Annotated in this window: 25 protein-coding genes; 9 read left to right on the top strand and 16 right to left on the bottom strand. The window is 67.7% G+C overall.

From position 1 onward, the window contains the following. Window position 1: 1 nt before the first annotated feature. Window positions 2-649, top strand: a complete 648-nt coding sequence (locus tag AC3A6R_RS17375; RefSeq protein ID WP_487862041.1) for a GntR family transcriptional regulator — start codon at window positions 2-4, stop codon at window positions 647-649. A gap of 80 nt (window positions 650-729) precedes the next feature. On the opposite strand, the gene AC3A6R_RS17370 is transcribed toward AC3A6R_RS17375, so the two are convergent. From AC3A6R_RS17370 to AC3A6R_RS17300, 15 genes are all read right to left on the bottom strand, one after another. Then, window positions 730-1,482, bottom strand: coding sequence for an SDR family oxidoreductase (locus AC3A6R_RS17370; protein ID WP_487862040.1), 753 nt, complete (start codon window positions 1,480-1,482; stop codon window positions 730-732). Then, a complete protein-coding gene (locus tag AC3A6R_RS17365) occupies window positions 1,479-2,462 on the bottom strand; it encodes a zinc-binding dehydrogenase (RefSeq protein ID WP_487862039.1) in 984 nt (327 codons plus the stop codon). The genes AC3A6R_RS17370 and AC3A6R_RS17365 overlap by 4 nt, the downstream gene beginning before the upstream one ends. Beyond that, window positions 2,459-2,974, bottom strand: a complete 516-nt coding sequence (locus tag AC3A6R_RS17360; protein ID WP_487862038.1) for a lipocalin-like domain-containing protein — start codon at window positions 2,972-2,974, stop codon at window positions 2,459-2,461. Before AC3A6R_RS17360 ends, AC3A6R_RS17365 begins: the two co-directional genes overlap by 4 nt. Further along, window positions 2,971-3,765, bottom strand: a complete 795-nt coding sequence (locus tag AC3A6R_RS17355) for a hydroxypyruvate isomerase family protein (protein ID WP_487862037.1) — start codon at window positions 3,763-3,765, stop codon at window positions 2,971-2,973. The genes AC3A6R_RS17360 and AC3A6R_RS17355 overlap by 4 nt, the downstream gene beginning before the upstream one ends. 2 nt (window positions 3,766-3,767) lie before the next feature. Beyond that, window positions 3,768-4,775: a Bug family tripartite tricarboxylate transporter substrate binding protein gene (locus AC3A6R_RS17350; RefSeq protein ID WP_487862036.1), complete on the bottom strand. Its 1,008-nt coding sequence runs from the start codon at window positions 4,773-4,775 to the stop codon at window positions 3,768-3,770. A gap of 41 nt (window positions 4,776-4,816) precedes the next feature. Continuing rightward, window positions 4,817-6,364 carry an acetolactate synthase large subunit gene (locus tag AC3A6R_RS17345; RefSeq protein WP_487862035.1) on the bottom strand — a complete coding sequence of 516 codons (1,548 nt, stop codon included), beginning with the start codon at window positions 6,362-6,364 and terminating at the stop codon, window positions 4,817-4,819. A 189-nt stretch (window positions 6,365-6,553) separates the two neighbouring features. Beyond that, a complete protein-coding gene (locus AC3A6R_RS17340) occupies window positions 6,554-7,462 on the bottom strand; it encodes a LysR family transcriptional regulator (RefSeq protein ID WP_487862034.1) in 909 nt (302 codons plus the stop codon). 144 nt (window positions 7,463-7,606) lie between these two features. Further along, window positions 7,607-8,572, bottom strand: coding sequence for a Bug family tripartite tricarboxylate transporter substrate binding protein (locus tag AC3A6R_RS17335; RefSeq protein ID WP_487862033.1), 966 nt, complete (start codon window positions 8,570-8,572; stop codon window positions 7,607-7,609). Window positions 8,573-8,577: 5 nt separating this feature from the next. Further along, the gene (locus AC3A6R_RS17330; protein WP_487862032.1) at window positions 8,578-9,411 is read right to left on the bottom strand and encodes a hydroxypyruvate isomerase family protein; all 834 of its coding nucleotides are present in this window, start codon (window positions 9,409-9,411) and stop codon (window positions 8,578-8,580) included. 102 nt (window positions 9,412-9,513) lie between these two features. After that, the gene (locus AC3A6R_RS17325; RefSeq protein ID WP_487862031.1) at window positions 9,514-10,335 is read right to left on the bottom strand and encodes an enoyl-CoA hydratase/isomerase family protein; all 822 of its coding nucleotides are present in this window, start codon (window positions 10,333-10,335) and stop codon (window positions 9,514-9,516) included. Window positions 10,336-10,345: 10 nt separating this feature from the next. Beyond that, a complete protein-coding gene (locus AC3A6R_RS17320) occupies window positions 10,346-11,596 on the bottom strand; it encodes a CaiB/BaiF CoA transferase family protein (protein ID WP_487862030.1) in 1,251 nt (416 codons plus the stop codon). Then, a complete protein-coding gene (locus AC3A6R_RS17315) occupies window positions 11,593-12,519 on the bottom strand; it encodes an acyl-CoA dehydrogenase family protein (RefSeq protein ID WP_487862029.1) in 927 nt (308 codons plus the stop codon). Before AC3A6R_RS17315 ends, AC3A6R_RS17320 begins: the two co-directional genes overlap by 4 nt. Then, window positions 12,516-13,673: an acyl-CoA dehydrogenase family protein gene (locus AC3A6R_RS17310; RefSeq protein ID WP_487862028.1), complete on the bottom strand. Its 1,158-nt coding sequence runs from the start codon at window positions 13,671-13,673 to the stop codon at window positions 12,516-12,518. The genes AC3A6R_RS17315 and AC3A6R_RS17310 overlap by 4 nt, the downstream gene beginning before the upstream one ends. Then, entirely contained in the window at window positions 13,670-14,464 is a 795-nt protein-coding gene (locus AC3A6R_RS17305) for an SDR family NAD(P)-dependent oxidoreductase (protein WP_487862027.1), read from the bottom strand. Before AC3A6R_RS17305 ends, AC3A6R_RS17310 begins: the two co-directional genes overlap by 4 nt. A 4-nt stretch (window positions 14,465-14,468) precedes the next feature. Next, entirely contained in the window at window positions 14,469-15,467 is a 999-nt protein-coding gene (locus tag AC3A6R_RS17300) for a Bug family tripartite tricarboxylate transporter substrate binding protein (RefSeq protein ID WP_487862026.1), read from the bottom strand. A 147-nt stretch (window positions 15,468-15,614) separates the two neighbouring features. On the opposite strand from AC3A6R_RS17300, the gene AC3A6R_RS17295 reads away from it, so the two are divergent. Then, entirely contained in the window at window positions 15,615-16,391 is a 777-nt protein-coding gene (locus AC3A6R_RS17295) for an IclR family transcriptional regulator (RefSeq protein WP_487862025.1), read from the top strand. 93 nt (window positions 16,392-16,484) lie between these two features. Here AC3A6R_RS17295 and AC3A6R_RS17290 read toward each other — a convergent pair whose 3' ends face one another. Then, entirely contained in the window at window positions 16,485-16,877 is a 393-nt protein-coding gene (locus AC3A6R_RS17290) for a hypothetical protein (RefSeq protein ID WP_487865050.1), read from the bottom strand. Between the two features lie 147 nt (window positions 16,878-17,024). On the opposite strand from AC3A6R_RS17290, the gene AC3A6R_RS17285 reads away from it, so the two are divergent. From AC3A6R_RS17285 to AC3A6R_RS17255, 7 genes are all read left to right on the top strand, one after another. Next, entirely contained in the window at window positions 17,025-17,390 is a 366-nt protein-coding gene (locus AC3A6R_RS17285; protein ID WP_487865049.1) for a hypothetical protein, read from the top strand. Between the two features lie 3 nt (window positions 17,391-17,393). Continuing rightward, window positions 17,394-18,578 (top strand): phage/plasmid replication protein, II/X family, encoded by a 1,185-nt coding sequence (locus AC3A6R_RS17280; protein ID WP_487865048.1) that lies wholly within the window; start codon window positions 17,394-17,396, stop codon window positions 18,576-18,578. Window positions 18,579-18,588: 10 nt separating this feature from the next. Continuing rightward, the gene (locus tag AC3A6R_RS17275; RefSeq protein ID WP_487865047.1) at window positions 18,589-18,930 is read left to right on the top strand and encodes a single-stranded DNA-binding protein; all 342 of its coding nucleotides are present in this window, start codon (window positions 18,589-18,591) and stop codon (window positions 18,928-18,930) included. Between the two features lie 133 nt (window positions 18,931-19,063). Next, window positions 19,064-19,336 (top strand): hypothetical protein, encoded by a 273-nt coding sequence (locus AC3A6R_RS17270; protein ID WP_487865046.1) that lies wholly within the window; start codon window positions 19,064-19,066, stop codon window positions 19,334-19,336. Window positions 19,337-19,510: 174 nt separating this feature from the next. Beyond that, window positions 19,511-19,714: a major capsid protein gene (locus AC3A6R_RS17265; RefSeq protein WP_487865045.1), complete on the top strand. Its 204-nt coding sequence runs from the start codon at window positions 19,511-19,513 to the stop codon at window positions 19,712-19,714. A gap of 138 nt (window positions 19,715-19,852) precedes the next feature. Then, window positions 19,853-20,200 carry a hypothetical protein gene (locus AC3A6R_RS17260; RefSeq protein ID WP_487865044.1) on the top strand — a complete coding sequence of 116 codons (348 nt, stop codon included), beginning with the start codon at window positions 19,853-19,855 and terminating at the stop codon, window positions 20,198-20,200. Window positions 20,201-20,272: 72 nt separating this feature from the next. Next, window positions 20,273-21,604 (top strand): virulence factor TspB C-terminal domain-related protein, encoded by a 1,332-nt coding sequence (locus AC3A6R_RS17255; protein ID WP_487865043.1) that lies wholly within the window; start codon window positions 20,273-20,275, stop codon window positions 21,602-21,604.

Below are 21,604 nucleotides of genomic sequence, written 5' to 3'. Positions count from 1 at the left end.
CATGTCGAACGATCTATCGAATTTGCCGTGGTCCGAGAAGATCGCGCGCATCCTGAAGGAGCGGATCGTCAATGGCACGCTCAAGGCAGGCGAGAAAGTCCTTCAGGACGCGATCGCCAAGGAGTTCGGCACCAGCCACATCCCGGTGCGGGAAGCATTCCGGCAGCTTCAGTCCGAGGGGCTGCTGGTTGCAATCGCCAGGAAGGGTGTGCGGGTTGCACCTTTGGATCTCGCGTCTGTCGTCGAAATCACGTTGATGCGTCAAGCTTTGGAACCACTAGCGCTGTCCGAGGCGATGAAGAAGATGACCAACGCCAGCCTTGCGCTGGCGAAAGCGGCCATCGCCGCGAGCGAAAAAGCCAAGAACATGCGAGATTGGGAAGAGGCGAACCGGCGCTTTCATATGGCCTTGTACGAGCCCTGCGGCATGCCGATCTTGCTCGATTCGATCAGGGAACTCCACGTCGCGAGAACACGCTACATGATTGGTGCCACCCAAGCCGAAGACTGGGATCCGACCTCGAGTGCCGATCATGTGGAAATTCTTCTTGCCGTCAGGTTTGGCGAGGTTGCACGCGCTGGCGAGTTGCTGAAAAAGCACATCGGTGAGTCGAGGTCTGTTCTAGTCAACGCAATCATCGAGCAGTAGCAGGCTGTGTGGCCCGCGCGAGGTTCCTGTGGCGTGCAGGCGGGCCATGGCCCCTTGCCTGCGCTGCTTCGCCCGGCCACTCATGCGCCGAAAGCCCGGTTGTGCGTTGGGCTGATCAGGATCTCGTTGACGCAGACCCGCGCCGGCATGCCGGCGACGAAGGCGATGGTCCGGCCCAGTTCGTCCTCCTGCAGCATGCGGGCGCGCTCCTGCGCCGGCACGGGCACCGGCCGCTGGTCGAGGATCGGCGTGTCCGTCTCGCCGGGCATGAGCACACAGGCGCGCAAGCCGTTGCGCCCTTCCTCCATGTTGAAGCTGTGCGTCAGCGCGACCACCGCATGCTTGGTCGCGTTGTACCCCGGCCCGACGATCGGCGATGCATGTCGGCCTGCCCACGACGCGACGTTGACGACGAGGCCCTCGCGCCGGGCCCGCATCGAGGGCAGCACGGCGTGCATGCACTGGAAGGTGCCGGTCAGGTTCACGTCCACGATCCGGCGCCAGTCGGCGATGCCGACCTCGGCCCAGGACCGCGCCGTGACGTTGATGCCGGCGCTGTTCACCAGCACGTCGACGGGTCCGACGTCGCGTTCGATGGCCACGAAGGTGGAGGCGACGGCCTCGCTGTCCGTCACGTCCAGCACGAAGCTGTGCGCCGTGCCGCCCTGCACGGCCACCAGTCGGGCCACGGCCTGCAGTGCGTCGGCCCGGCGGCCGCACAGGACGACGACGTGGCCGGCCTGCGCCAGGGCCAGCGCGGCGGCGCGTCCGATCCCGGAGCCCGCGCCGGTGATCCAGGCGATCCGCTGGGTTCTGTCTTCTTCTTGTGTCATGGTTGCAGGATCACCTTGCCGAATTGCTGGCGCGACTTCATCCACGCATGGGCCTGGGCCACGTCGTCCAGCGCGAACATCTTGTCGATCGGCATGCTGAAGCGCCCGGCCTGCAGCAGCGGGGCCACGTCGGCGAGCATGCGCGCGATGAGCGCGGCCACATCGTCGGCGGTGCGCGTGCGAAAGGTCACGCCCACCAGCGACAGCCGCTTGAGCGAAAGCAGGTCGAGGTCGACCGGCCCGGCCGTGCCGCCCATGCGTCCCACGCTCACGATGCGCGCGCCGAGCGCTGCGCAGGCCATGTTCTCGGCGAGCGCGGGAGCGCCCAGGTGGTCGACCACCACGTCCACGCCATGGCCGTTCGTCGCTTCCCGCACGGCGGCCTCGAGCGCGGGGCCGCTGTGCGCGGCCAGGGTCACGCCCAGCGCGCGCAGGCGCTCCCATTTGTCGGTCGAGGTGCTGGTGCCGATCACCTGCCCGGCGCCGAGCAGCCGTGCCAGTTGCACCGCGGCGATGCCGACCACCGAACTCGCGGCCTGCACGAGCACATGGTCGCCGCGCGCCAGGCGCCCGTTGCTGACGAGCGCGTCATGCGCCGTCATCAGCGCGGCCGGCCAGGCGGCCGCCTGTATTGCCTCCACGCCGGCGGGCACGCGCATGAGCAGGCGTTCGTCCACGCAGACCCGCTCCGCGTGCGCGCCACTGCACATCGCCATGACCTTGTCGCCGAGGCCGAAGGCCCGCACCTCCGCGCCGTAGCCCACGACCTCGCCGGCCATCTCGAGCCCGGCCACGCCGGCCGGCCCGCTGCCCGTCATGGCACGGAAGTGGCCGGTCTTCAGCGACAGGTCGGCCCGGTTCATGCCGGCCGCGAGCACCCTGACCAGCACTTCGCGCGGACCGGGCACGGCTTCCGGCACCTCCTGCAGCCGAGGCTGCGGCGCGCCGCTGTCGTCGCGCGCGATGAGCACGGCCCTCATGCGCCCACCCCGCTCGGGAGAACGTCCGGCTCGCGCACGAACTTCAACTCGTTGCAGGCCGGGCGGCCGTTGATCGACAGCGGCGCGGAGCGCAGCGCGAGCCGCGGTCGGTCGCCGGCGTCCTCGAACTGCCAGAACCGCTCCAGCGTGCGGCCTTCCCAATCCGGAAGGTGGCAGCCGATGACGCGGTGCGTCAGCTTGCGTTGGGCCGGATCGGTCTCGAAGCGGCAGAAGTACGAGAAATAGCCGTTGAAGGCGGCAACGATCTCGTCGGCCGAGCCGATGCCGCGCTCGGCCACCGAGGCGCGCACCGCCGAAAACTTCGGCCGGCCACGCTGCATCAGCGCGCCGGTCATGAAGCCGGCGTGCGTGTAGACGATCAGGCCTTCGGCATCGGCACCCATCGGAAACTCCACGCCGCCGTCGTCGTAGAGGATGCGGAACGACAGCAGGCGCCAGGTGCCGATCAGGGCCTGCACTTCGGTCACTGGTGCCCCCTTGGCGCTGCTCATTGCACATGCTCCGGCAGCAGGCCCAGCGCGCGCGCCCAGGCCAGCGAGTCGCTGGTAGTGCGGCGCGGCGTGTACTCCAGCCCGACCCAGCCGCTCCAGCCGCGCCGCTCCAGCAGCCCGAGGAAGGCCTGCAGGTCCAGTTCACCCTCGCCTGGCTCGTGGCGCCCGGGTGCGTTGCCGATCTGCACGTGCCCGACGTGCGGCCAGGCGATGTCGAGATCCTCCGCCAGCGCGTTCCCCTCCATCGCCACGTGATAGGTGTCAAAGCACAGCTTCAGGTTGCTGCGCGCCACCGATTCGATCAGGGCCACCGCATCCCTGTTGGCATGGAGCAGGTAGTCGGCGATTCGTGCGCTGCAGCAAGCCTCGATCAGGACCGTGAGCCCGTGCGCGCCAGCCACGTCGGCAGCCCAGCGCAGGTTCTCGCGCGCCACGGCGATGCAGTCGGCCCGCTTGGCACCGGCGGGCACGTTGCCCAGCGGCGCGTGGACCAATGGCCGGCCGCATTCGACGGCGTAGGCGACGGCGGCCCGGATCGTGGCGCGGAAGTCGTCCTCCCGGCCGGGCAGGCACGTCAGTCCGCGCTCACCCGCGTCCCAGTCGGTCGGCGAAAGGATCTGCACGAGCGCCAGGCCCGACGCCTCGAGGCCAGCGCGGTAGTCGCGCGCCGCGATCGCGTACGGAAACGCCACTTCGACGCCCCGGAATCCATCGGCCGCCGCGGCAGCGGCACGCTCGGCCATGGGGAGTTCGGTGTACAGCCAGCGCAGATTGGGATCGAGCCGGATCATGCTCAAGCCTCCTGCCGGATGCGGGCGACCTTGACCACCTCGGCCCAGCGCGCCCGGTCGTCCGCCTGGTACGCAGCGAGCGCCTGCGGCGAGCTCGCCATCGGTCGCACGTGGATGGTGGCCAGGCGTTGGCGTACATCCGGGCGCTCCAGCGCCGCCCGCACGGCGGCGTTGAAGGTGGTCGCCAGCGCCGGGTCCAACTTGCGCGGGGCGTAGAGCGCTCCCCACGACACCGCCACAACAGCCCGGTGACCCGCCTCGGCCGTGGACGGCACGTGCGGCAGGAACGGCGACCGCTCGCGGCTGGCCACGGCCAGCGCCCGCATCTTTCCGGCCTGGATGTGCGGCATGGACGAAGCCAGGGTGACGAAGGCGCACTGCAGTTCGCCGGTCATCAGCGCCACGTCCTGGTCCGTCGCGGTCTTGTAGGGAACGTGCAGCATGTCGATGCCGGCCGACATCTTGAAGAGCTCGCCTGCGAGATGGGTGATGCTGCCGACGCCGAAGGAGCCGTAGGCCAGTTTCCCGGGGCGTGCCTTGCCATCCGCGACGAGATCGCCGACGGACCGCACCGGCATCGAGGGCGTGACCACCAGCGCGTTCTCGACCTCCGCCACCATCGAGATCGGCGTGAAATCGGCCACCGGATCGAACGGCAGCGAGGTCCGCACGTTCGGCAGCACGGACTGCGTCGACGATGCGCCGAAGAACAGCGTCGATCCGTCGCCGGGCGCTCGCGCGGCGGCGGACGCGGCAATGGCGCCCGACGCGCCGGGGCGGTTGTCCATGACGATCGGCAGGCCGAGTTCCTCGGCCATGCCCGCACCCAGCGCACGCGCGATCACATCCGCCGATCCGCCGGGGCCGAATGGAAGAATCATGGTCACCTTGCGCATGGGCAGCGCAACGCGGGCGTGCGCAATCGTCGCTGCCAGCCCGAGGCCGGCGGCAAGGACCGTCCGGCGTCTGACCGGGCGCGGCCCACGGTTGCCGATGTCGAGGGTGTTCATGCGTGTCTCCTTCGTTTCAGTTGCAGCTGCAATCGGCCAACTCACACCATGAGCTCGATCAGGAACGGACCGCGCCGGGCAAAGCTGGCGCGCATGAGGTCGGCGCATTGCTCGAGGGTGGTGGCCCTGGCGGCCTCCACGCCCATGCCGTGGGCCAGGCTGACCCAGTTCAGCGGCGGATTGCCCAGGTCCAGCATGGACATCGCAGTGGTGCCCGGCGTGGCCCCGGCGCCGACTTTGCGGTATTCGCCGATGAGGATGTTGTATTTGCCGTTGTTGATGATGATGGTCGTCACCGGAAGCTGCTCGCGGGCCTGGGTCCACAGCGACTGCACCGTGTACATGCCCGAGCCGTCGGCCTGCAGGCTGATCACGCGACGCTGACGGCCTGCCGCCAGTGCGGCACCCGTGGCCACGGGCATGCCGTCGCCGATGGCACCACCGGTAAGGTGCAGCCAATCATGCGCGGGTGCACTGTGGGTGAAGCGGTAGAAGTGGCGGCCGTAGGTGGCGCTTTCCTCGGAGACGATGGCGTCCTCGGGCATCAGCGCGGCCAGCGTCTGCGCCAGGCCTTCGGGCGACGGTGCGCCGCGTGCGGGTTCAGGCCGCTGTCCGGCATCGGGCATTTCGGCATCCGGCACGTCCAACGCCTGGGCCAGCGCGCGCAGGGCTTCCTCCGCATCCTGGTCGGGCCGCGACAGCACATGGAACCGGGTGCCCGGCGCGTACTGCAGCGACGACACGCCGGGGTACCCGAAGAAGGCGACTGGCGGGCGCGCGTTCACCAGCACGATCTGCCGGTAACGCCCGAGCGCCGCCAGCGCCTCATCACGCGCGTACGGCACTCGATCGATCGGCAGGCGGCCGCGCCCACGCTCGAGGCGTGCGTTCACGAAGTCGGCCATCAACATGGCGCCGGTCGCCTTTGCGATACGCCAGGCCAGGCGCTGCGCTTCGCCCAGTACGGCGCCGCCGGCCAGCAGCAGCAGCACGTCGTCCCGCCCGCGCAGCATGCGGGCCGCGCCTTCGATGGCCGAGGGATCGATCGGCGGCGACACGGGTGCCGCCTTCGGCGCGCCGACCTTGCCGCCTTCCTCCCACGACACATCGGCGGGCAGGATCAGTGTGGCGATCTGGCCGCCTGAAGCGCGTGCGGCGCCGATCGCCTCGACGGCATCGCGGCCGAGCTCTGCCGCATGCGTGCTGGTGCGCACCCAGGCCGAGACGGTCTGCGCCATGCCCGCCGTATCGGAAGTCAGCGGCGCGTCGAAGGGACGGTGGAAGGTCGCCTGGTCGCCCACGATGTTGACGATGCCGCTGCGCGCCCGGCGGGCGTTGTGCAGGTTGGCCATGCCGTTGGCGAAGCCCGGGCCGCAGTGCAGCAGTGTGCAGGCCGGCTTGCGCGCAATGCGGAAATAGCCGTCGGCCATGCCCGTCACGACGTTCTCTTGCAAACCGAGCACGGATTGCATCCCGGGCACGGTGTCCAGCGCCGCGACGAAGTGCATTTCGCTCGTGCCGGGGTTGGCGAAGCAGGTGTCGACGCCCGAGGCCAGCAGCGTCTTCACCAGGCTCGTGGCGCCGTTCATCGGGCTCGCCCCGTCTTCACTCCGCAGGCAGATGTGATATCGAACATGGTTGGTCTCCTGCCGACGATTAGAAAAGCCGGCCCGGGTCGCGTCCAATACTGTTGCTCGCCCGATCGATAAGTAAATCCGATCGATAGTCCAGGGCAGGGCAGGGCAGGGCGGAGCGGGGCGGGGCGGGGCCCGTCGCGGTCAGGCGGGGGGCTGCGAGACGAACCGATGCGCGACGTCGACCAGCGCGGCCAGTGCGGTGTTGAGATTGCCCGCCAGCCAAACCAGCGCCAATCCCGCGCGCGGCTCCGGCGCCGCGAACCGGCGTATGGCGACGCCCTGGACCTGGATGGCCCTTGCACGTGACTCGGTGAGGATCGTGAGACCGGTTCCCGCGGCCACGGCGCGCAGCATGTGCTCCTCGTCGGGCTCGTGGAGGACGATCCGCGGAGAGCCTTCGCCCCAGATCTGGCCGAACATCATGCGATAGAAGCCCGGGGCGCGCTCGGCGGATCCGGTCACGATCGGTTCGTCGGCGAGGTCCGCGACACGGATGCGTTGGCGCCGCGTCAGGCGATGGGATCGCGGCAAGCCGACCACGAGCGCCTCGCTGCCGATCGGCAGCACCTGCAACTGACCGACTGCCGGGTCTGCCAGCTCCAGCGGCGAGCGCACGAAAGCCGCGTCGAGCTTGCCGTCGAGCAGATCCTCGATGCTCTTGGCCGTGTACTGGGAATTGATCTGCAATTGCAGCGCGGGCGCCTCGCTGCGCAGCATCTCCACGATCGCGCTCGAGGCACCGCCGGCCGCCGACCGGGCGAAGTTCAAGCGCAGGGTGCCTTCGCGGCCGAGCACGAAAGCATGCATGCGGTGGCCGACCTGATCCGCCAGCTCGAGCAGGCGCTGCGCCTCGGCGAACAGCACCGCGCCGGCCTCGGTGAGCTCGACGCGGCGGCTCGACCTGGCCAGCAACGCGACGTTGAACTCGGCCTCGAGCGCCTGGACGTTCTGCGTGAGCGCGGGTTGGGCTACATGCAGGCGCTGCGCGGCGCGCCCGAAGTGCAGCTCCTCTGCCAGCACGACGAAATAGCGAAGGCGGCGCAGGTTCATGTAGGTGAAGGTTTGCTCGTCAATCCTCGCCGACTTTAAGCCCGTTGGGGGCAACGGCCATCGGGGGCGTCCGGGCGGGCTGCGCCGCTCGATGCCCGCTGCGATCGAGTTCGAGGTTGGGGAGCGCCCCAGGCGGGGCGTAGCTCAGCTTTCCAGCTTGATGCCGGCGGCCTGGACCACGCGGCGCCAGCGCGCATGGTCGCGCTTCTGGTAGTCGGCCAGTTCTTCCGGCGTGCTTGCAAGCACGCGCGTGACGATCGCGTTGAAGCGCGCCTTCAACTCGGGTCGCTCCAGCGAGCTCTGGGCTGCCGCATTCAGCCGCGCGACCTCGGCGGCGTCCAGCTTCGCGGGCCCGTACAGGGCCGCCCAGGACACCGCGACGATCCCCGGAAATCCGGCTTCGGCCGTGGTGGGCAGCGCCGGCAGAAAGTCCGAGCGCTGCGTGCTGGCCAGCGCGAGCGCATGCATGCGGCCAGCCCGGATGTGCGGGATGGCCGTCGCGAGCGTGGCGAAGGCGAACTGGAGCTGCCCGCTCAGCAAGGCCACGTCGACTTCGGAGTTCGCCTTGTAGGGCACATGGATCGCGTCCACGCCTGCGGCCATCCTGAACAGCTCGCCGGCCAGGTGCGTGATGCCGCCCGCGCCCGAGGAACCGAAAGCCAGCTGCCCGGGCCGCGCCTTGCAATAGGCCACCAGCTCGGCCATGCTCTTGACGGGCAGCGTTGGGCTGACGACCAGCGCGTTCTCCACCTCGGCGACCATCGAGATCGGGGTGAAGTCGGCCACCGCGTCGTAGGGCAGTCTGGGCGATGCCGCCGGCAGCACCGCATGTGTGCTGGACCCGCCGAGGAGGAGCGTGCGGCCGTCGGGCGCGGCACGCGCGGCCGCTGCCACGCCGATCGTGCCCGAGGCGCCGGTGCGGTTGTCCACGATCACCGGCACGCCGAGGTCACGGCTCATGCCTTCAGCCAGGGAGCGCCCGATGGTGTCGAGCGAGCCTCCCGCGCTGTAGGGCACGATCAACCTGATCGGCTTGTCCGCGGCGGCGAACTGCGCGCGCGCGCCGGCGGCCCATGCGAGGCCCAGCGACAGCAGCGAGCGGCGGTGCATACAAGTCAAAGTTGCGTCTCCTCTTGCCATCCTGGAGTGGCGCGGATGCCATAACGATCTGCCCAACGCAGGCTCGCTCGCGAGCTGCCGGTGGGCCGGTACTCGCAACTGAATGCGCCACGATAACCGAGGCGTTGCGCTTCGACGATGATGGCGTGCACGTCGTGTCCCGATTCGTCGGGGCCCCGGCGATCCGGCGCAAAGGCAATCTGCACGTAAGACAGCAACGGCATTGCGCGGCGCAGTTCGGCATGCACTTGCGCCATGTCGTGCCCGTGCTCCCACTGCACGTGATGGAAGTCCAGCACGATGCCGAGATTGGCCGCACCGATGCGCTCGGCCAGATCGATCACCTGGTGCACGGTGTTGACCGGGTACCTCGGGAAGTCACGTCGGCACACCGGCTCCAGCACGACGCGCAGGCCGTGCTCGGAGGCCCGCATGCAGGCCCAGCGCAGGTTGTCGAGCAGCAAATGCGCGCATTCGGCCGGGTCGGCACCCTCGGGCACGTTGCCGGCCGGGGGGTGAATCAGCGGGCGGCCGAGTTCCAGTGCATAACGTATCGCCTCGTGCATGCCGGCCTGAAATTCTTCCTGCCGCCCGGGCACGGCGGCCAGACCGCGATCGCCGGCGCCCCAATCGCCCGGTGCGGCCAGCAGGTAGAGGAAGCGCAGGTCATGGCGCAGCAGCGACGCGCGCAGTTCTGCCAGCGGTAGCTCGTAGGGCAGGCTCAGGTCCACCGCGCGGAAGCCGCAGGCGGCCGCCGCGCGGAAGCGTTCGGCCAGCGGCCATTCGGTGAACAGCCATCTCAGGCTGGCGGCGATCAGCGGTGTCTCCATGGTTGCGCATTGGAATCGGTACCCCACGACGCGTCCAATACTGTGATTGCGCGGATCGATAAGATTGCGTTATCGATGGACCCGAAAGTTGTAGGGCGCCACCTACTGCCCGGTCGCTGCGGATCGCGCGGGCCAGACGTAGGTCGGTTCTTCTTTCCGCACGAAAGCCTGCGCCGCAATCCGGTGCGCCTCGCTGGCCAGGGCAATGGCCTGCGCGCTCGCCTCCATGGCGAGCATCGTCGGCAGGTCGCTCTGCAGCGATGCGTCCAGTGCCTGCTTGGTCAGCGAGAGCGCGGTGGGCGAACCCTTGGCGATCGCGGCGGCCAGTTCGTTCGCGCGTGCATGCAGCGATCGCCAAGGCAGCACTTCGAGGGCCAGGCCCATGGCTTGCGCCTCGGCCGCGTCGATCTCGCGCGCCGACAGCGCGAGCGCCTTGGCCTGCTGCAGCCCGACCAGGCGAGGCAGGGTGTAGAGCGCCGCGCAGTCGGGCATCAGGCCCATGCGCTGGAACACCATGCAGAGCCTGGCGCGATCGCTGAGCAGCACGATGTCGGCCAGCAGCGCGAGGCTCATGCCCGCGCCGAAGGCCACGCCGTCGACGGCGGCGATCACCGGCCGCGGGAAGCCATGCAGCGCGAGCACGAGCCGGCGGTACCGGGCCATGCCTTCGAGCGCTTCGGTCGCCTGCCGTGCGCCGTGGCCGGCCATGTCGCGCACGTCGCCACCCGCGCAGAAGGCATCGCCTGCGCCGCGCAGGACCAGCACGCGCAGCTGGGGCTCGGCGGCAAGGCGCGTGAGTGCGTCGGTCAGTTCATCGGCCATCTGCCGGCTCAGGGCGTTCAGCGACGCGGGACGGTTGAGGGTGAGCGTGGCGACGCCTGCGCCCGACATGTCGCACAGGAGGGTCCCGAAACCACGCGTCATAGATGCGTCCTCAGACGATGCGCCGCGCATGCAGGGCTGCGATCTCGGCCGGGTCCATGTCGAGCACGTCGCGCAGAATGCGGTCGGTGTGCTCGCCGATGGTCGGCGGCGCGGTGGGCGGCGGCGGTTGGGTCCCCGTGAAGCGGATCGGGTTGACGCACAGCGTCACTTCGCCGGCCGTGGGGTGCGGTACGCGCTGCGTCACGCCGCGGTGCACCACCTGCGGATCGGCGAACACTTCGGCATAGCGATTGATCGGGCCGCTGGGGATGCCCGTTTGCTCCAGCGCCGCCAGCAGCTCGCCGGCGCGCCATTGCCGGGTGAGGGCGTTGAACACCTCGGCCAGTTCCCGCCGGTGCGCCAGGCGCTCGGAATTGGTGACGAAGCGAGGGTCGTCGGCCAGCGCCGGGTGGCCCAGCACGTGGCAGAACGATCGGTACTGCGCTTCGCTGCCGCAGATGACGATGATGCCGCCGTCGGCGCATTCGAAGGCTTGCGAAGGCAGACCACCGTTGCCTTCGGTGCCGCGGCGCGGCGGCACCACCCCGGCCGCGAGATACGTCATGACCGAATGCGTCTGGGCGGCGATGGTGCAGTCGAGCAACGCGATGTCGATGTGCCGGCCCATGCCCGTGCCATTGGGACCGTCGCGCTCGTAGAGCGCGGCCAGCACCCCCGAGGCCGCGTACTGCCCGGCAATGAAATCGGCCAGGCTCGGGCCGGTCTTCATCGGGCCGCCACCGGGCACGCCGTCCGGCAAGCCGGTCACGCTCATCATGCCGCTCATGGCCTGGAACACGGTGTCGTATCCCGGCAGGTGGCTCTTCGGGCCTGTCTGGCCGAAGCCGGTGACCGAGCAGTAGATGAGCCGCGGATTCAGCGTTCGCAGCGATGCATGGTCCAGCCCGTAGCGCGCCAGGTCGCCGACCTTGAAGTTCTCGATCAGCACGTCGGAGCGCGCGACCAGGCGGCGCACCAGGTCTTGCCCTTCGGCACTTGCGATGTCGATGGTGATCGACTGCTTGTTGCGGTTGGCCGACAGGTACATGGGCGACTCGCGCGTGTCGTTGCCGTCGCGGTCCTTCAGGAACGGCGGCCCCCAGCGGCGCGCCTCGTCGCCGTTGCCGGGGCGCTCGACCTTGATGACTTCCGCACCGAGGTCCGCCAGCGCCTGTGCGGCCAGTGGCCCCGCCAGGATGCGGCTCAGGTCGAGGACCTTGACGCCGGTGAGCGGCATGCGGGTGCGCGTGTCGTTTTTCATGCTGCTTCCTCCAGATTCCAGGCTGCGGCCGCGAGTGCCAGCTGCTGCGCCTCGGCGCCGCCCAGGTCCGAGCGCAACATCTTGGCGCGCGTGGTCCATCGGTGCAGCGGATGTTCGAGCGTCAGGCCCATGGCCCCCATGAACTGGTGCAGGTCGTAGGTGATGGCGGGCGTGCATCCTTGTGCGTGCGCCAGCGCGCAGGCGGCATCGGTGGCGCTCCCGCTGTGTGCCGCCTGCAGCGCAAGCCAGCGCGCAGCCTCCACCTGCACTGCCGCGGCGGCCAGCCGATGCTGGACAGCCTGGAACGCGCCCAGGGGGCGTCCAAACTGGCGGCGGTCGCGCACATGGGCGGTCACGGCGTGCAGGCCCGCTTCGAGGCAGCCGCTCAGCTCGGCCGCAACGCCCACCCGCCAGAGCCGGCGCAATTCGGCGCCGTCCAGGTCGAGCGTCCGCCACGAGAGCATGTCCGGTGCGACCAGGCGCCCGACTGGATAGCCGAAGGGACTGTCCAGCGCTGCGGCGTCGGCGTCCGTGAGCGCCGCGCACTCGACCGTGTTGCCGCGGATGCAGAGCACCGTGCGCGCGCCGGGCAGCCAGCGCGCGGGCCGGTCGCGGCGATCCCAGACGAGGGCGCATGGGCCGGGCAGGGCGGATGCGAGCAGGGGCAGCACCAGCGCAGCTGCGACAAGCTCCAGGCACTGCGGCAGCTTGGCCAGGCGGTGGACCATCGCCGCTGCGGCCACGGGGCCGAGCTCCTCCACGGCCGCGGCGTCGAAGAGGCCGGCGGAGGTCAGGTCGGCCTGCAGCGATGCGGAAAACTCGAAGTGGTTCACGCCAAGCACCGGGCGCGCCTCGTGGTCCGCCGCGATGCGCTCGACGGCATCGAGCAGGGCCACCTGGTCGGGGTTGAATTCAAGGTTCATGCGCTTGCCGGACGAGGTTCGCGCGGCAGCTGCAGCCACTCGTGCGCGATGAGGTTGAGCTGGATTTCCGCCGCACCCGATGCGATGCCTGCGGCGATGGCGCGTTCGTGGTGTGCCAGCACGAGCGGCCAGCCGTCGCCGCACAGCGCGTCGCTGAAATGCGCCAGCGTGAAATCCGACACGGCATGGTCGGCCTTCACCACGGCCACGCGCGCCAGGTTGGCGACTGCGCTCGGCGGCAGGTCGCGCGCGCGCTCGTCCACCACGCGGTAGACCAGCAGGCGCGCCGCCTCGCATGCGGCCAGCGCCTGTGCCGCTTGAGATCGGACGGCAGTATCGGCGAATCGGCCCTGTGCCTTCAATTCAGAGACCATCCGGTCCAGCACGCGGCGCGAGAACGCATAGCGTGCCAGGCCCACCCGCTCCAGCGACAGCGCGTAGCCGATGATGGCCCAGGCCTGGCCCTCCTCGCCGAGGCGTGCCGTCGCGGGCACCACCACGTCGTCGAAGAAGACCTCGTGGATGTCGCCATGGCCGATCAACGATGGGATTGGACGCACGGTGATGCCGGGCGTGTCCATGGGCACCAGGAAGATCGCGATGCCGCCCTTGCCCGCGCCGGTGCGCGCCAGCAGGAAGCAGGTCTGCGCCATGCCCGCGTAGGAGGTCCACACCTTGCTGCCGTTAATCATGTATTCGTCGCCGTGCAGCGTTGCACGCGTGGCCAGCGACGCCAGGTCGGAGCCTGCCGAGGGTTCCGAGAAGCCCTGGCACCACAGCGCGCGGCCCGCGGCCATGTCCGGCAGGTAGCGGGCTTGCTGCTGCGGCGTTCCGTACTTCATCAGCGTGGCGCCGATGAAGTTGGCGTTCATGTACTGCGGGCCGCGCGGCTCGCCCGCGGCGAACAGCTCTTCGCCGACGATGAAGTGCTCCCACGCCGGTGCACCGCGCCCGCCATGCGCCACCGGCCAATGCGGCACCAGCAGGCCCTCGGCGGCCAGCTTGGGGCAGAACACCAGAGAGAACGCCGTTTGCGCCGGGGAGCCCGGGCCGTGACGGCTGATGTGTTCCCAGTCGGGCGGCAGCTCGCGCGCCAGCAGCGCGCGCACCCGCTCCCGCAGGGCCCGCTGTTCGTCGGTCCATTCGAAATTCACGCGTTGTTCACCTTGTGGAGGTAGCTCAAATAGCCCATGGGGACAGGGCTGCCGCCGTTGACTGCGATCAAGGCACCGGTGGTCCATGACGCCTCGTCCGACAGCAGGTAGGCGCAGAGCGGGCCGATGTCATCGGGTGTTCCCAGGCGCTGCAATGGCACTGTCTCCACCTGCCGACGGATGCGAGCTTCGGTGTCGAAGACCTTCGCCAGTTCCTCGGTCATCACCACCCCGGGCGCGACGGCATTGACGCGGATGCCCCGATGGCCCCATTCGGCGGCCATGGTGAGCGTGAGGTTCTCGACCGCGGCCTTGGCCGCGCCGTAGTGGCCGGTGTTCGGGTTGGGATGCGAGGCGCTGCGCGACGTGATGTTCACGATGGAGCCGCCGTGCTGCATGGCGCGCGCGGCCGCCTGCGCCGCGAAGAAGGTCCACTTCAGGTTCAGGTCGACCACACGGTCCCACTGGTCTTCGCGCACCTCCAGCAGCGGGCCGGTGTCGCCGCGCGCTGCGCTGCCGGCGTTGTTGACCCAGCCGTCGATGGCGCCGAACCGGTGCTCCGCTTCGGCGACGATGCGCGCGATGTCTTCGGCGCGCGTGATGTCGGCGGCCACGGCGTGCACCTGAACGCCCAGCTTTTCCAGTTCGGCTTGCGTCTCGTCCAACGCCTCTTTCGATCGGCCGCTGACCACCACGTTGGCACCGCAGCGCGCGGCCGCCAGCGAGATTCCCCGGCCGATGCCGCGCCCGCCGCCGGTGACGACGACCGTCTTGCCTGACAAGGAGAACATGCGCCTACTCCGGCTTGTAGCCGATCGCCGCAGCCGCCTGCGCCCACATCTGCTGCTCGGCCGCCACCTGGCGGGAATGGACCTCCGGCGCACCACCGACCGGTATCACGCCGGCCTGCGCGAGGTGGGCGCGGATGTCGGGGTCTTTCAGCACCTCGTTGAATGCGGCGTTGAGTCGATCGACGACGGGCTTGGGCGTGGCGGCCGGTGCCCAGAAGCCGAACGAGAAGGCAAAGGTGAGGTCGGGCACGCCGACTTCCGCCAGCGTGGGCACGTCGGGCAGGGAAGGGGAGCGCTCGGCGGCACCATGCGCCAGTGCCTTGATGCGGCCTTCCTTGATCAGGCCCACGTAGAACAGCGGCACGTCGATGCCCATCTGGATCTCTCCGGCGACCAGGGCGGTGGCGACCTGCGTCGATCCCTTGTAGGGGATCGGCGTGGCCTCGAAGCCCGCACGCGATTTCAGCATTTCGCCCGCCAGCAGGATGCTGCCCGCGGTGTAGCTGAAATTGACCTTGTCGGGGTTCTTCTTGGCGTAGTCGACGAACTCGCGGAAGTTGTTCACCGGCAGCGTGCCCGGCACCATCAGCGTCATGCCGCCGCGCGCCACGCAGACGACGGGCCGCATCGATCGCAGCAGGTTGAACTTCAGGTCCTTGACCAGCACAGGCGTCAGGCTGCCGCCGCCCAGGAACAGGATGGTGTGGCCATCGGCCGGCTGTGCGGCCGCGTATTCCGTGCCGATGAGGGCCGCCGCACCGGGCTTGTTTTCCACGATCACGGGTTGCTTGAGCTGCGCGCCGAGCTTCTCGCCAAGCGCACGAGCAAGGGAGTCGGATCCGCCAGCGCCGAACGGTACGACGATGCGCACCGGCTTGTCGGGGAAGGTGCCTTGCGCCGAGGCGGGCCACGAAGCGATGCCGCCCAGTGCGGCGGCGGCCGTGGCTGCCAGCAGCAGGCTGCGCCGGCGACCGGAAGGCGGAATGGAAAAGATGGGGCCCATGTCGTTCGTGCTCCTCTGCGGCTTGGGTGAAGTTGGTATCAACCACATGGTGGGATACTCGGGCATTGAATTCTGCGCATCTGCACGAAGGTATCCAGCACCTTGATCCATCGGCAAGGGAAATCACGGCCGCAACTGTTCCACATCATGGGCACTTCTTCTCGTCCTGAACCAGCCGCACCCGACGGGACGCAGGCGATCAGGCGCGCCGCGGCCGTGCTGCGCGCGCTGGGCAAGGCCGGCGCCGAGGGCGCCACGCTGGCAGAGGTGGCGCGCGACTGCGTGCTGGCGCGCTCCACCGCGCACCGCATCCTGCGCTGCCTGATAGAGGAGCGGCTTGCCAGCGCGCCCGAGCAGGACAAGCGCTACCGCTTGGGCGAGCTGGTCCACGAGCTGAGCCTCGCGCCGTCCGCCAGCATGCTCGAAGTGGCGCACTGGCGGCCCGTGCTCACGGCGATCTCACACCGAACCGGCGCCACCGCGTACCTGATGCGACGCAGCGGTGTCGAAGCCGTCTGTCTCGCCAAGGCGGACAGCCAGGCGCTCATGCGCTTCGTGCCCGTCGAAGTCGGCCAGCGGCGCCTGCTCGGCGTGGGGGCGGGCGCCACTGCGTTGCTGGCGGCGCTGGACAAGGAGCATGGCGAACAGATCATCGAACTGATCGCGCCGGGGCTGAAGCCGTACCCCCGCCTCAACCCTCAGAGCGTGCGCGGTGCGGTGCGCATGGCGCGAAAGACCGGCTTCGCCTTGAGCCAGGGAACGGTGGTGACGGACGGCTTCGGCATGGGCACCGCGGTGCCCAGCGCCAGCGGCGCGCCGCACCTGGCACTCAGCATCGCTGCCCACGCGTCGCTCGTCACCGAGTCGATCATCGAGGAGTGGAAGCGTGTGTTTGCGCAAGAGATGAACGTACGGCTGAAGTAGGCGAGCGGGCGGGCATCGGATCGACTGCGGGAGGTCGGCCATGGGCCGGATCGCGTTGCGAGCACTGCCTATCGCGAAATGCCTGGCTTGTGTTTAACATAACACACATTGTGTAATTCGATTCAAAAGCTCACCCAGCCCGGTAGCTGTCTGGACCGTCGAAAAAATCTGGTGTGCGGCTGCGCCAGCGGAAGCCAGGGCCGCGCCAGTCGCTAGCGAAGCCTTTCCCAAGGCTTTCATCAGCATGTCTCCCTTCGACGTGCCCGCGTGCTTCTCGACTACCGCGCGTGCAAGCTCTGCGATCGGATCCAGGCCTGCTACGGCCGCAAGCAAGGCTCTGTTTTCCGGGGAGCAGGAGGCCCGTTCGTGTCGCCAGTTGCTCACGTTCTGCGGCATGCAGCCAATCATCTTGGCGAGCTTGTAATCGCTTCCGGCTATCGCGGAAGCCTTGTCGATCAGGAAATTTAGTTCTTCAACTTGATTCATAACGTAACTCCGACAGATATTATCCCGCCCGGATAGTAGTAACTCTGGCGGATATGAAGTTCGCCAGTTATTAATCGTGAGGGCGATTATGGCGCTAGAGGGACGCGAGGAGAACTGCCAGCTTGGAGTTGGCCCCGAGGTGTGCTCATGAGCACGCAGGCTCGCCATTTCCTGCGCCTCTGGTTCTTCGTGCTCGCTCGCCTCGAACGTTGCGAGCGCAATCCGCGAGTCGATCGCGAGATCTTCGAGGATGAGCATCGTGTGCGTCTCCTCGCCGCCGAGCTGATCGGCTACGGCGTCAGCCCGGCAAACGAGCCCGATTGCGGCGGGCCGAAGGCCGACGCTTCGGGCCGTTTTCCGGTGACCCCGCTCCCGAATTTTTGTCAGGCGGGCGTGGTAGCACCGCCTGACAGTCCCGGATTCGGGAAACTGCTCGCTGAGCGTGCGCGGTGGGAGTCTGTGCACTACGCCGAGCGCTATGAAGAGTCCCAATTGATGAGCGGAGATCGCTGAGCCGTGGCCTACGACACGATCAAGCTCCGTTCGCCGTTCATGGATCTGTCCGTCATGCGGCGCATCGAGCAGCAATGCATCCTGCGCTCGGGCATGCACCTCGGCACCGGTGAGGTGCTCTACGAGCTGCACGCCGGCGAGCTGCTCGGCAGCTGGGATGCTCGGATTGGGATCAAGCCGATGCACGAGGAGCACGTAGCCGACAAGAACGGCCGCGTCCGACTGCAGCCCTGTGAGCCTTACTTACTCGTCGAGGCCAGCGTGCACAAAGTGCTGCTCGGCCACAACGTCTATGGCGGTCCGACGAACTTCCTTGAGTCCGCGCGCTATCTCGTCGCGCTGATCGAGAAGCTGCTCGACACAGATCTGCCGCCAGCCGACAACTGGACTGTGCATCGCGTGGACGTGGCGAATGTGTTCGTGCTCTCCCCTGCCGGCATCAAACAGTTCTTCGACAGCATGCAGCTCATGAGCTTTCCGCGCCGCGGCGCGAAGGCAATGAAGTGTGCACAGAGCATCTACTTCCCGGGCAAGACCACGACCGTGAAGTTCTATCACAAGGGCTCGGAATTCAAGGTTCACGACTACGCCAGGCTGCGCCGCTTCTTCCGCACCCTCTTCGACCATCTGCACGGGACTGACGAGAAGAACCCCGAGCGCGTAGAGCGGAAGCTGAAAGCGCTTCAACGTCTCGCCGATCGGCGCTTGCGCGTCGAGGTCGAGATTCACTCCGACAAGCTGCAGTACGACTTCGGCCGCAATCCCACGGCGGCCGAGCTCAGCGACGAATACCTGCAGCGCATTCACGACAGCGAGATCGAGCGAATCCTTCGCGAAGGAAAACAAGGCATGGACACCGTACGAACCGAAGAGGCCGTGTGGCAGCGCCTCGAGAAGCTCTATGAGCCGAAGCGCGCCCACTTTCTGCACGCCTTCTGGCAAACGATGGCCACACGTGGCGACGAGAAGGCCCGCGAGCGCTACAGCAAGACCGCGTTCTATCGCAGCCGCAAGCTCCTCGAGGAAGCGGGCGTGAGCTGGCGCGGCAGCGACATCGTCCTGGTGGCGAACGATTCCTTGATCCATGACTTCACGCCCATGAGGGGCGACAGGCGGTTCTGCAATCAACCGGCTCGGAACCGCCCCGAGTACCACGTCAGCCGGGATTTGATGCGCCTAGCGGCGTAGGAGTAATGAGATGAACGCAGTTGTGCAACCGATGGCCTCCCCTTCCCCACTTTCGCATGCGAAAACGGCAGTTGTTCCGATGGAGGTCCTGGTCAAGGGTCGCATCGACGCTCGCCGCCGCCACGATGGCACGCACTACACGCGGCTGCTCACGCCGGCGCCCGATGCGTACAGCCGCCCGCAGGTCGTCGAGATCCGCAGCAAGGCTTCGCTCGGTTCTGTTGGCGACGAGATCGAGCAGCGTTGCAAGGTTGGCGGGTACACGCGCAAGGCGTTCCGCACGACGGACAAGGACACCGGTGAGACCACTATGGTCACTCCGGTGGACATGACCCTTGACGCTGTGGAGTGATGCACCTGCTGCTCTAGCTCGACTGCATCGGAACATCGAACGATTACTGAGGAGCATCGATGCGAATCGCCCTTTTCACCCTCTCCGCGTTCGCCGGCTACGGCCTGTTGAACGCCCTCGCCTACGTGTTCGTATGACGTTGTCTAACGAACAGTTCCACCTGATTTTCGAGGTGGTCGGCATGTGGGCCGCGATCTGTGCTTTCTTCGCGGTCGTCGGCGGCTGGTTGTGCACAAAGGCGCTCGATTTCGCTGGCGAGGTCGTGCGCAAGCGTGGTGCTCGCGTCTCGTTCACTAAGCGTGCGCAGGAATGGGAGCGTCGGGCTGAGCGTTGGGCGGAACTGGCCTACCGGCTCGAAGAGAGAAATCGCCGCGAAGCCGCCAGGAGATTGTCGTGCGGTGGCTGATCCAAACCTTCGGCCGCAGCTTCGTTTGGAAGCTCGGCGCGCTCGCCGCAATTGCCGTAGTCGGCTGGCTGTTTAAGTGATTTCAACGGATAGCCCTCCAACGTCGCGAGACGCCGAGGGCCTTCCGGTGCAATCCCGATTTCCGGGACCACCAGTTCAACACTGGAGTTTCCAATGAACAAGTTCGCTCGCTTCGTCCGCCCCGCCGCCATCGGTTCGTCCCTCGTCGCCCTCGGTGGCTCGGCCATGGCCGCAGTGCCCGAGAACGTCAGCACCGCGCTGACGGCTCTGCAAGCCGACGCCCTCACCGTCGCCGGCATCGTGCTCGCGGCCATCGTGGCCGTCTACGCCTTCAAGTTCATCCGCAAGGGCCTGTGATGCCCGCCGCTCTCCGGGAAGCTCTCCAGGGCGGCCTGGAGGGCGCGCTGTGGGTCGCTGGCGCCGTCCTTGCGGCGTACGTCAGCGTTTTCGCGTTGAAGCACCTGGCGAAAGCCATCACCATGCCGAGGTAAACCGATGGCCTTCCAAGTGGGCTCAACGTGCTATGCGACCGCCACCGAGGCGGCGCAGGCTCAAGCGTCAACCATGGTCGGCGTCATCGTCGGCCAAGCCGGGACCGCTCACACCGTGAGCGCTTCCACGATCGATGAAAACTCGATCACCTACATCCTGTCGCCGGTCGGCGGCGGTACAGCGATCACGCACGTTGCGCCGTTCACGGCGCAGCCCTGCAACATGCTCCAGGCCGAGGACGCGATGAGTCTCGGTTGGATGATCGCCGCCGCCTGGATCGGCGTCTTTTGCATCCAATTCATCACCCGCGCGCTGCGCGGAGAAACGGGCTCCGACTATGGCAACGCCTGAGTTCTGGGCAACGCTCGTTGCCATCTTGGGGGCCGCATGGCTGCTCGTGCAAAACTGGTAGGGCTGGCCCTGATGTTCGCTGCGGCTGCTGCCTCCGCTGCGTTCATCTCGCCATCGTCGCCGCCCGGCATGGGCGGTGGAACCTACACCCCTGGTGGCTCAACGCCGCTCGAGGGGCTTCTCGAAAAGAAGCCGTACACGCGGGTGCCTGGGCCGGTGCTCCCTGGTGCGCCTGCCACATCGGCGGCCTTGCGTTTCGGTCCCGGCACAGCGCGCGCGCTTGCTGGCGCAGCGGCGCGTGGTGCTATTCCCGGTGTTGGGCTTCCTCTTGCTGTGGCATGGCTTGCGTCGAACTGCTTCGAGAAGCAGGGCGGGTCGTGGGCTCGCACGTGCTTTGTCGATGAAAACGGTCAGCCGTACACGCCGACGCTGTCGGACGGATATCGGTATCTTGCTTCTGCCAGTGGCAACGGGGTGAACAATCAACCTGCTTTGACTCGGGAGCAAACCTGTCGGACCGCTATGCCGATCCTCAGCCACGCGATTTCGCCGTCCCACTATGAGTACCACTCGGTGTCGTCAACTGGCGGCCCTGCTGGTTACGGCTGGTGTTTTGCCACGCCTGTCCAATCGAATGGGACGCGGGAGCCTGCTGTAGGGGTTGCGGCGCTGCATCGTGTCGATGCGTCGAACTGCCCGGCCGGCTGGTACGTGGTGCCCACTGGCTGTGTGTCGTCGCTTGGTCCAACGCCTGTGACGCAGCAGCAGTTGGAAGACGAAATGGCGAACAAGCCGCTGCCTCCGGTGTTGCCGCAGGGCGTGCCCTACCCGCTCGATCCGTTGATCCCGTACGTGTTCAACCCGGACAATTCGAAGCCGCCGAATGCGCAGCCGTTGCGCGCTCCGCAGGGATTGCCGCAGCCGGTGCCGAACACGAACCCGCAGCAGTATCGTCAGCCGGTCACGAGGTTTGTTCCTGCGCCAGCGCCCGGCGACCCCACTCGGCTTGACGCACAGCCCGAGACGATCACGAGCACGGACCCTGCCGGGATCACCGATCCTCAAACGGTCGGCTCTGGTGCGCCGCCTGGCGAGAAGCCCGAGCAATTCGACCTCTGCAAAGAGCACCCCGACATCATCGCGTGTCAGGTGTTCAAGCCTGATGAGCTTGAGCCGCTGCCGGTGCCGAACAAGGAAATTCCGCTGGCGATCAACGTCGAAGGCGGCTTCCCTGTCGGCGGCGTCTGTCCCCAGGCCAAGACTCTGCAACTGGTGGGCCAAAACTTCTCGTTCTCGATGCAGCCTCTGTGCGATTTCGCACTCGGCATTAAACCGCTGTTGATCGGGTTCGCGTGGCTGAGCGCCGCGCTCGTGTTCCTGGGCGTCGCCCGAAGGGAGAATTGA

The sequence above is a fragment of the Variovorax sp. Soil_C_19 genome (assembly GCF_057657255.1).
This window is presented reverse-complemented; position numbering and strand designations above follow the sequence as displayed.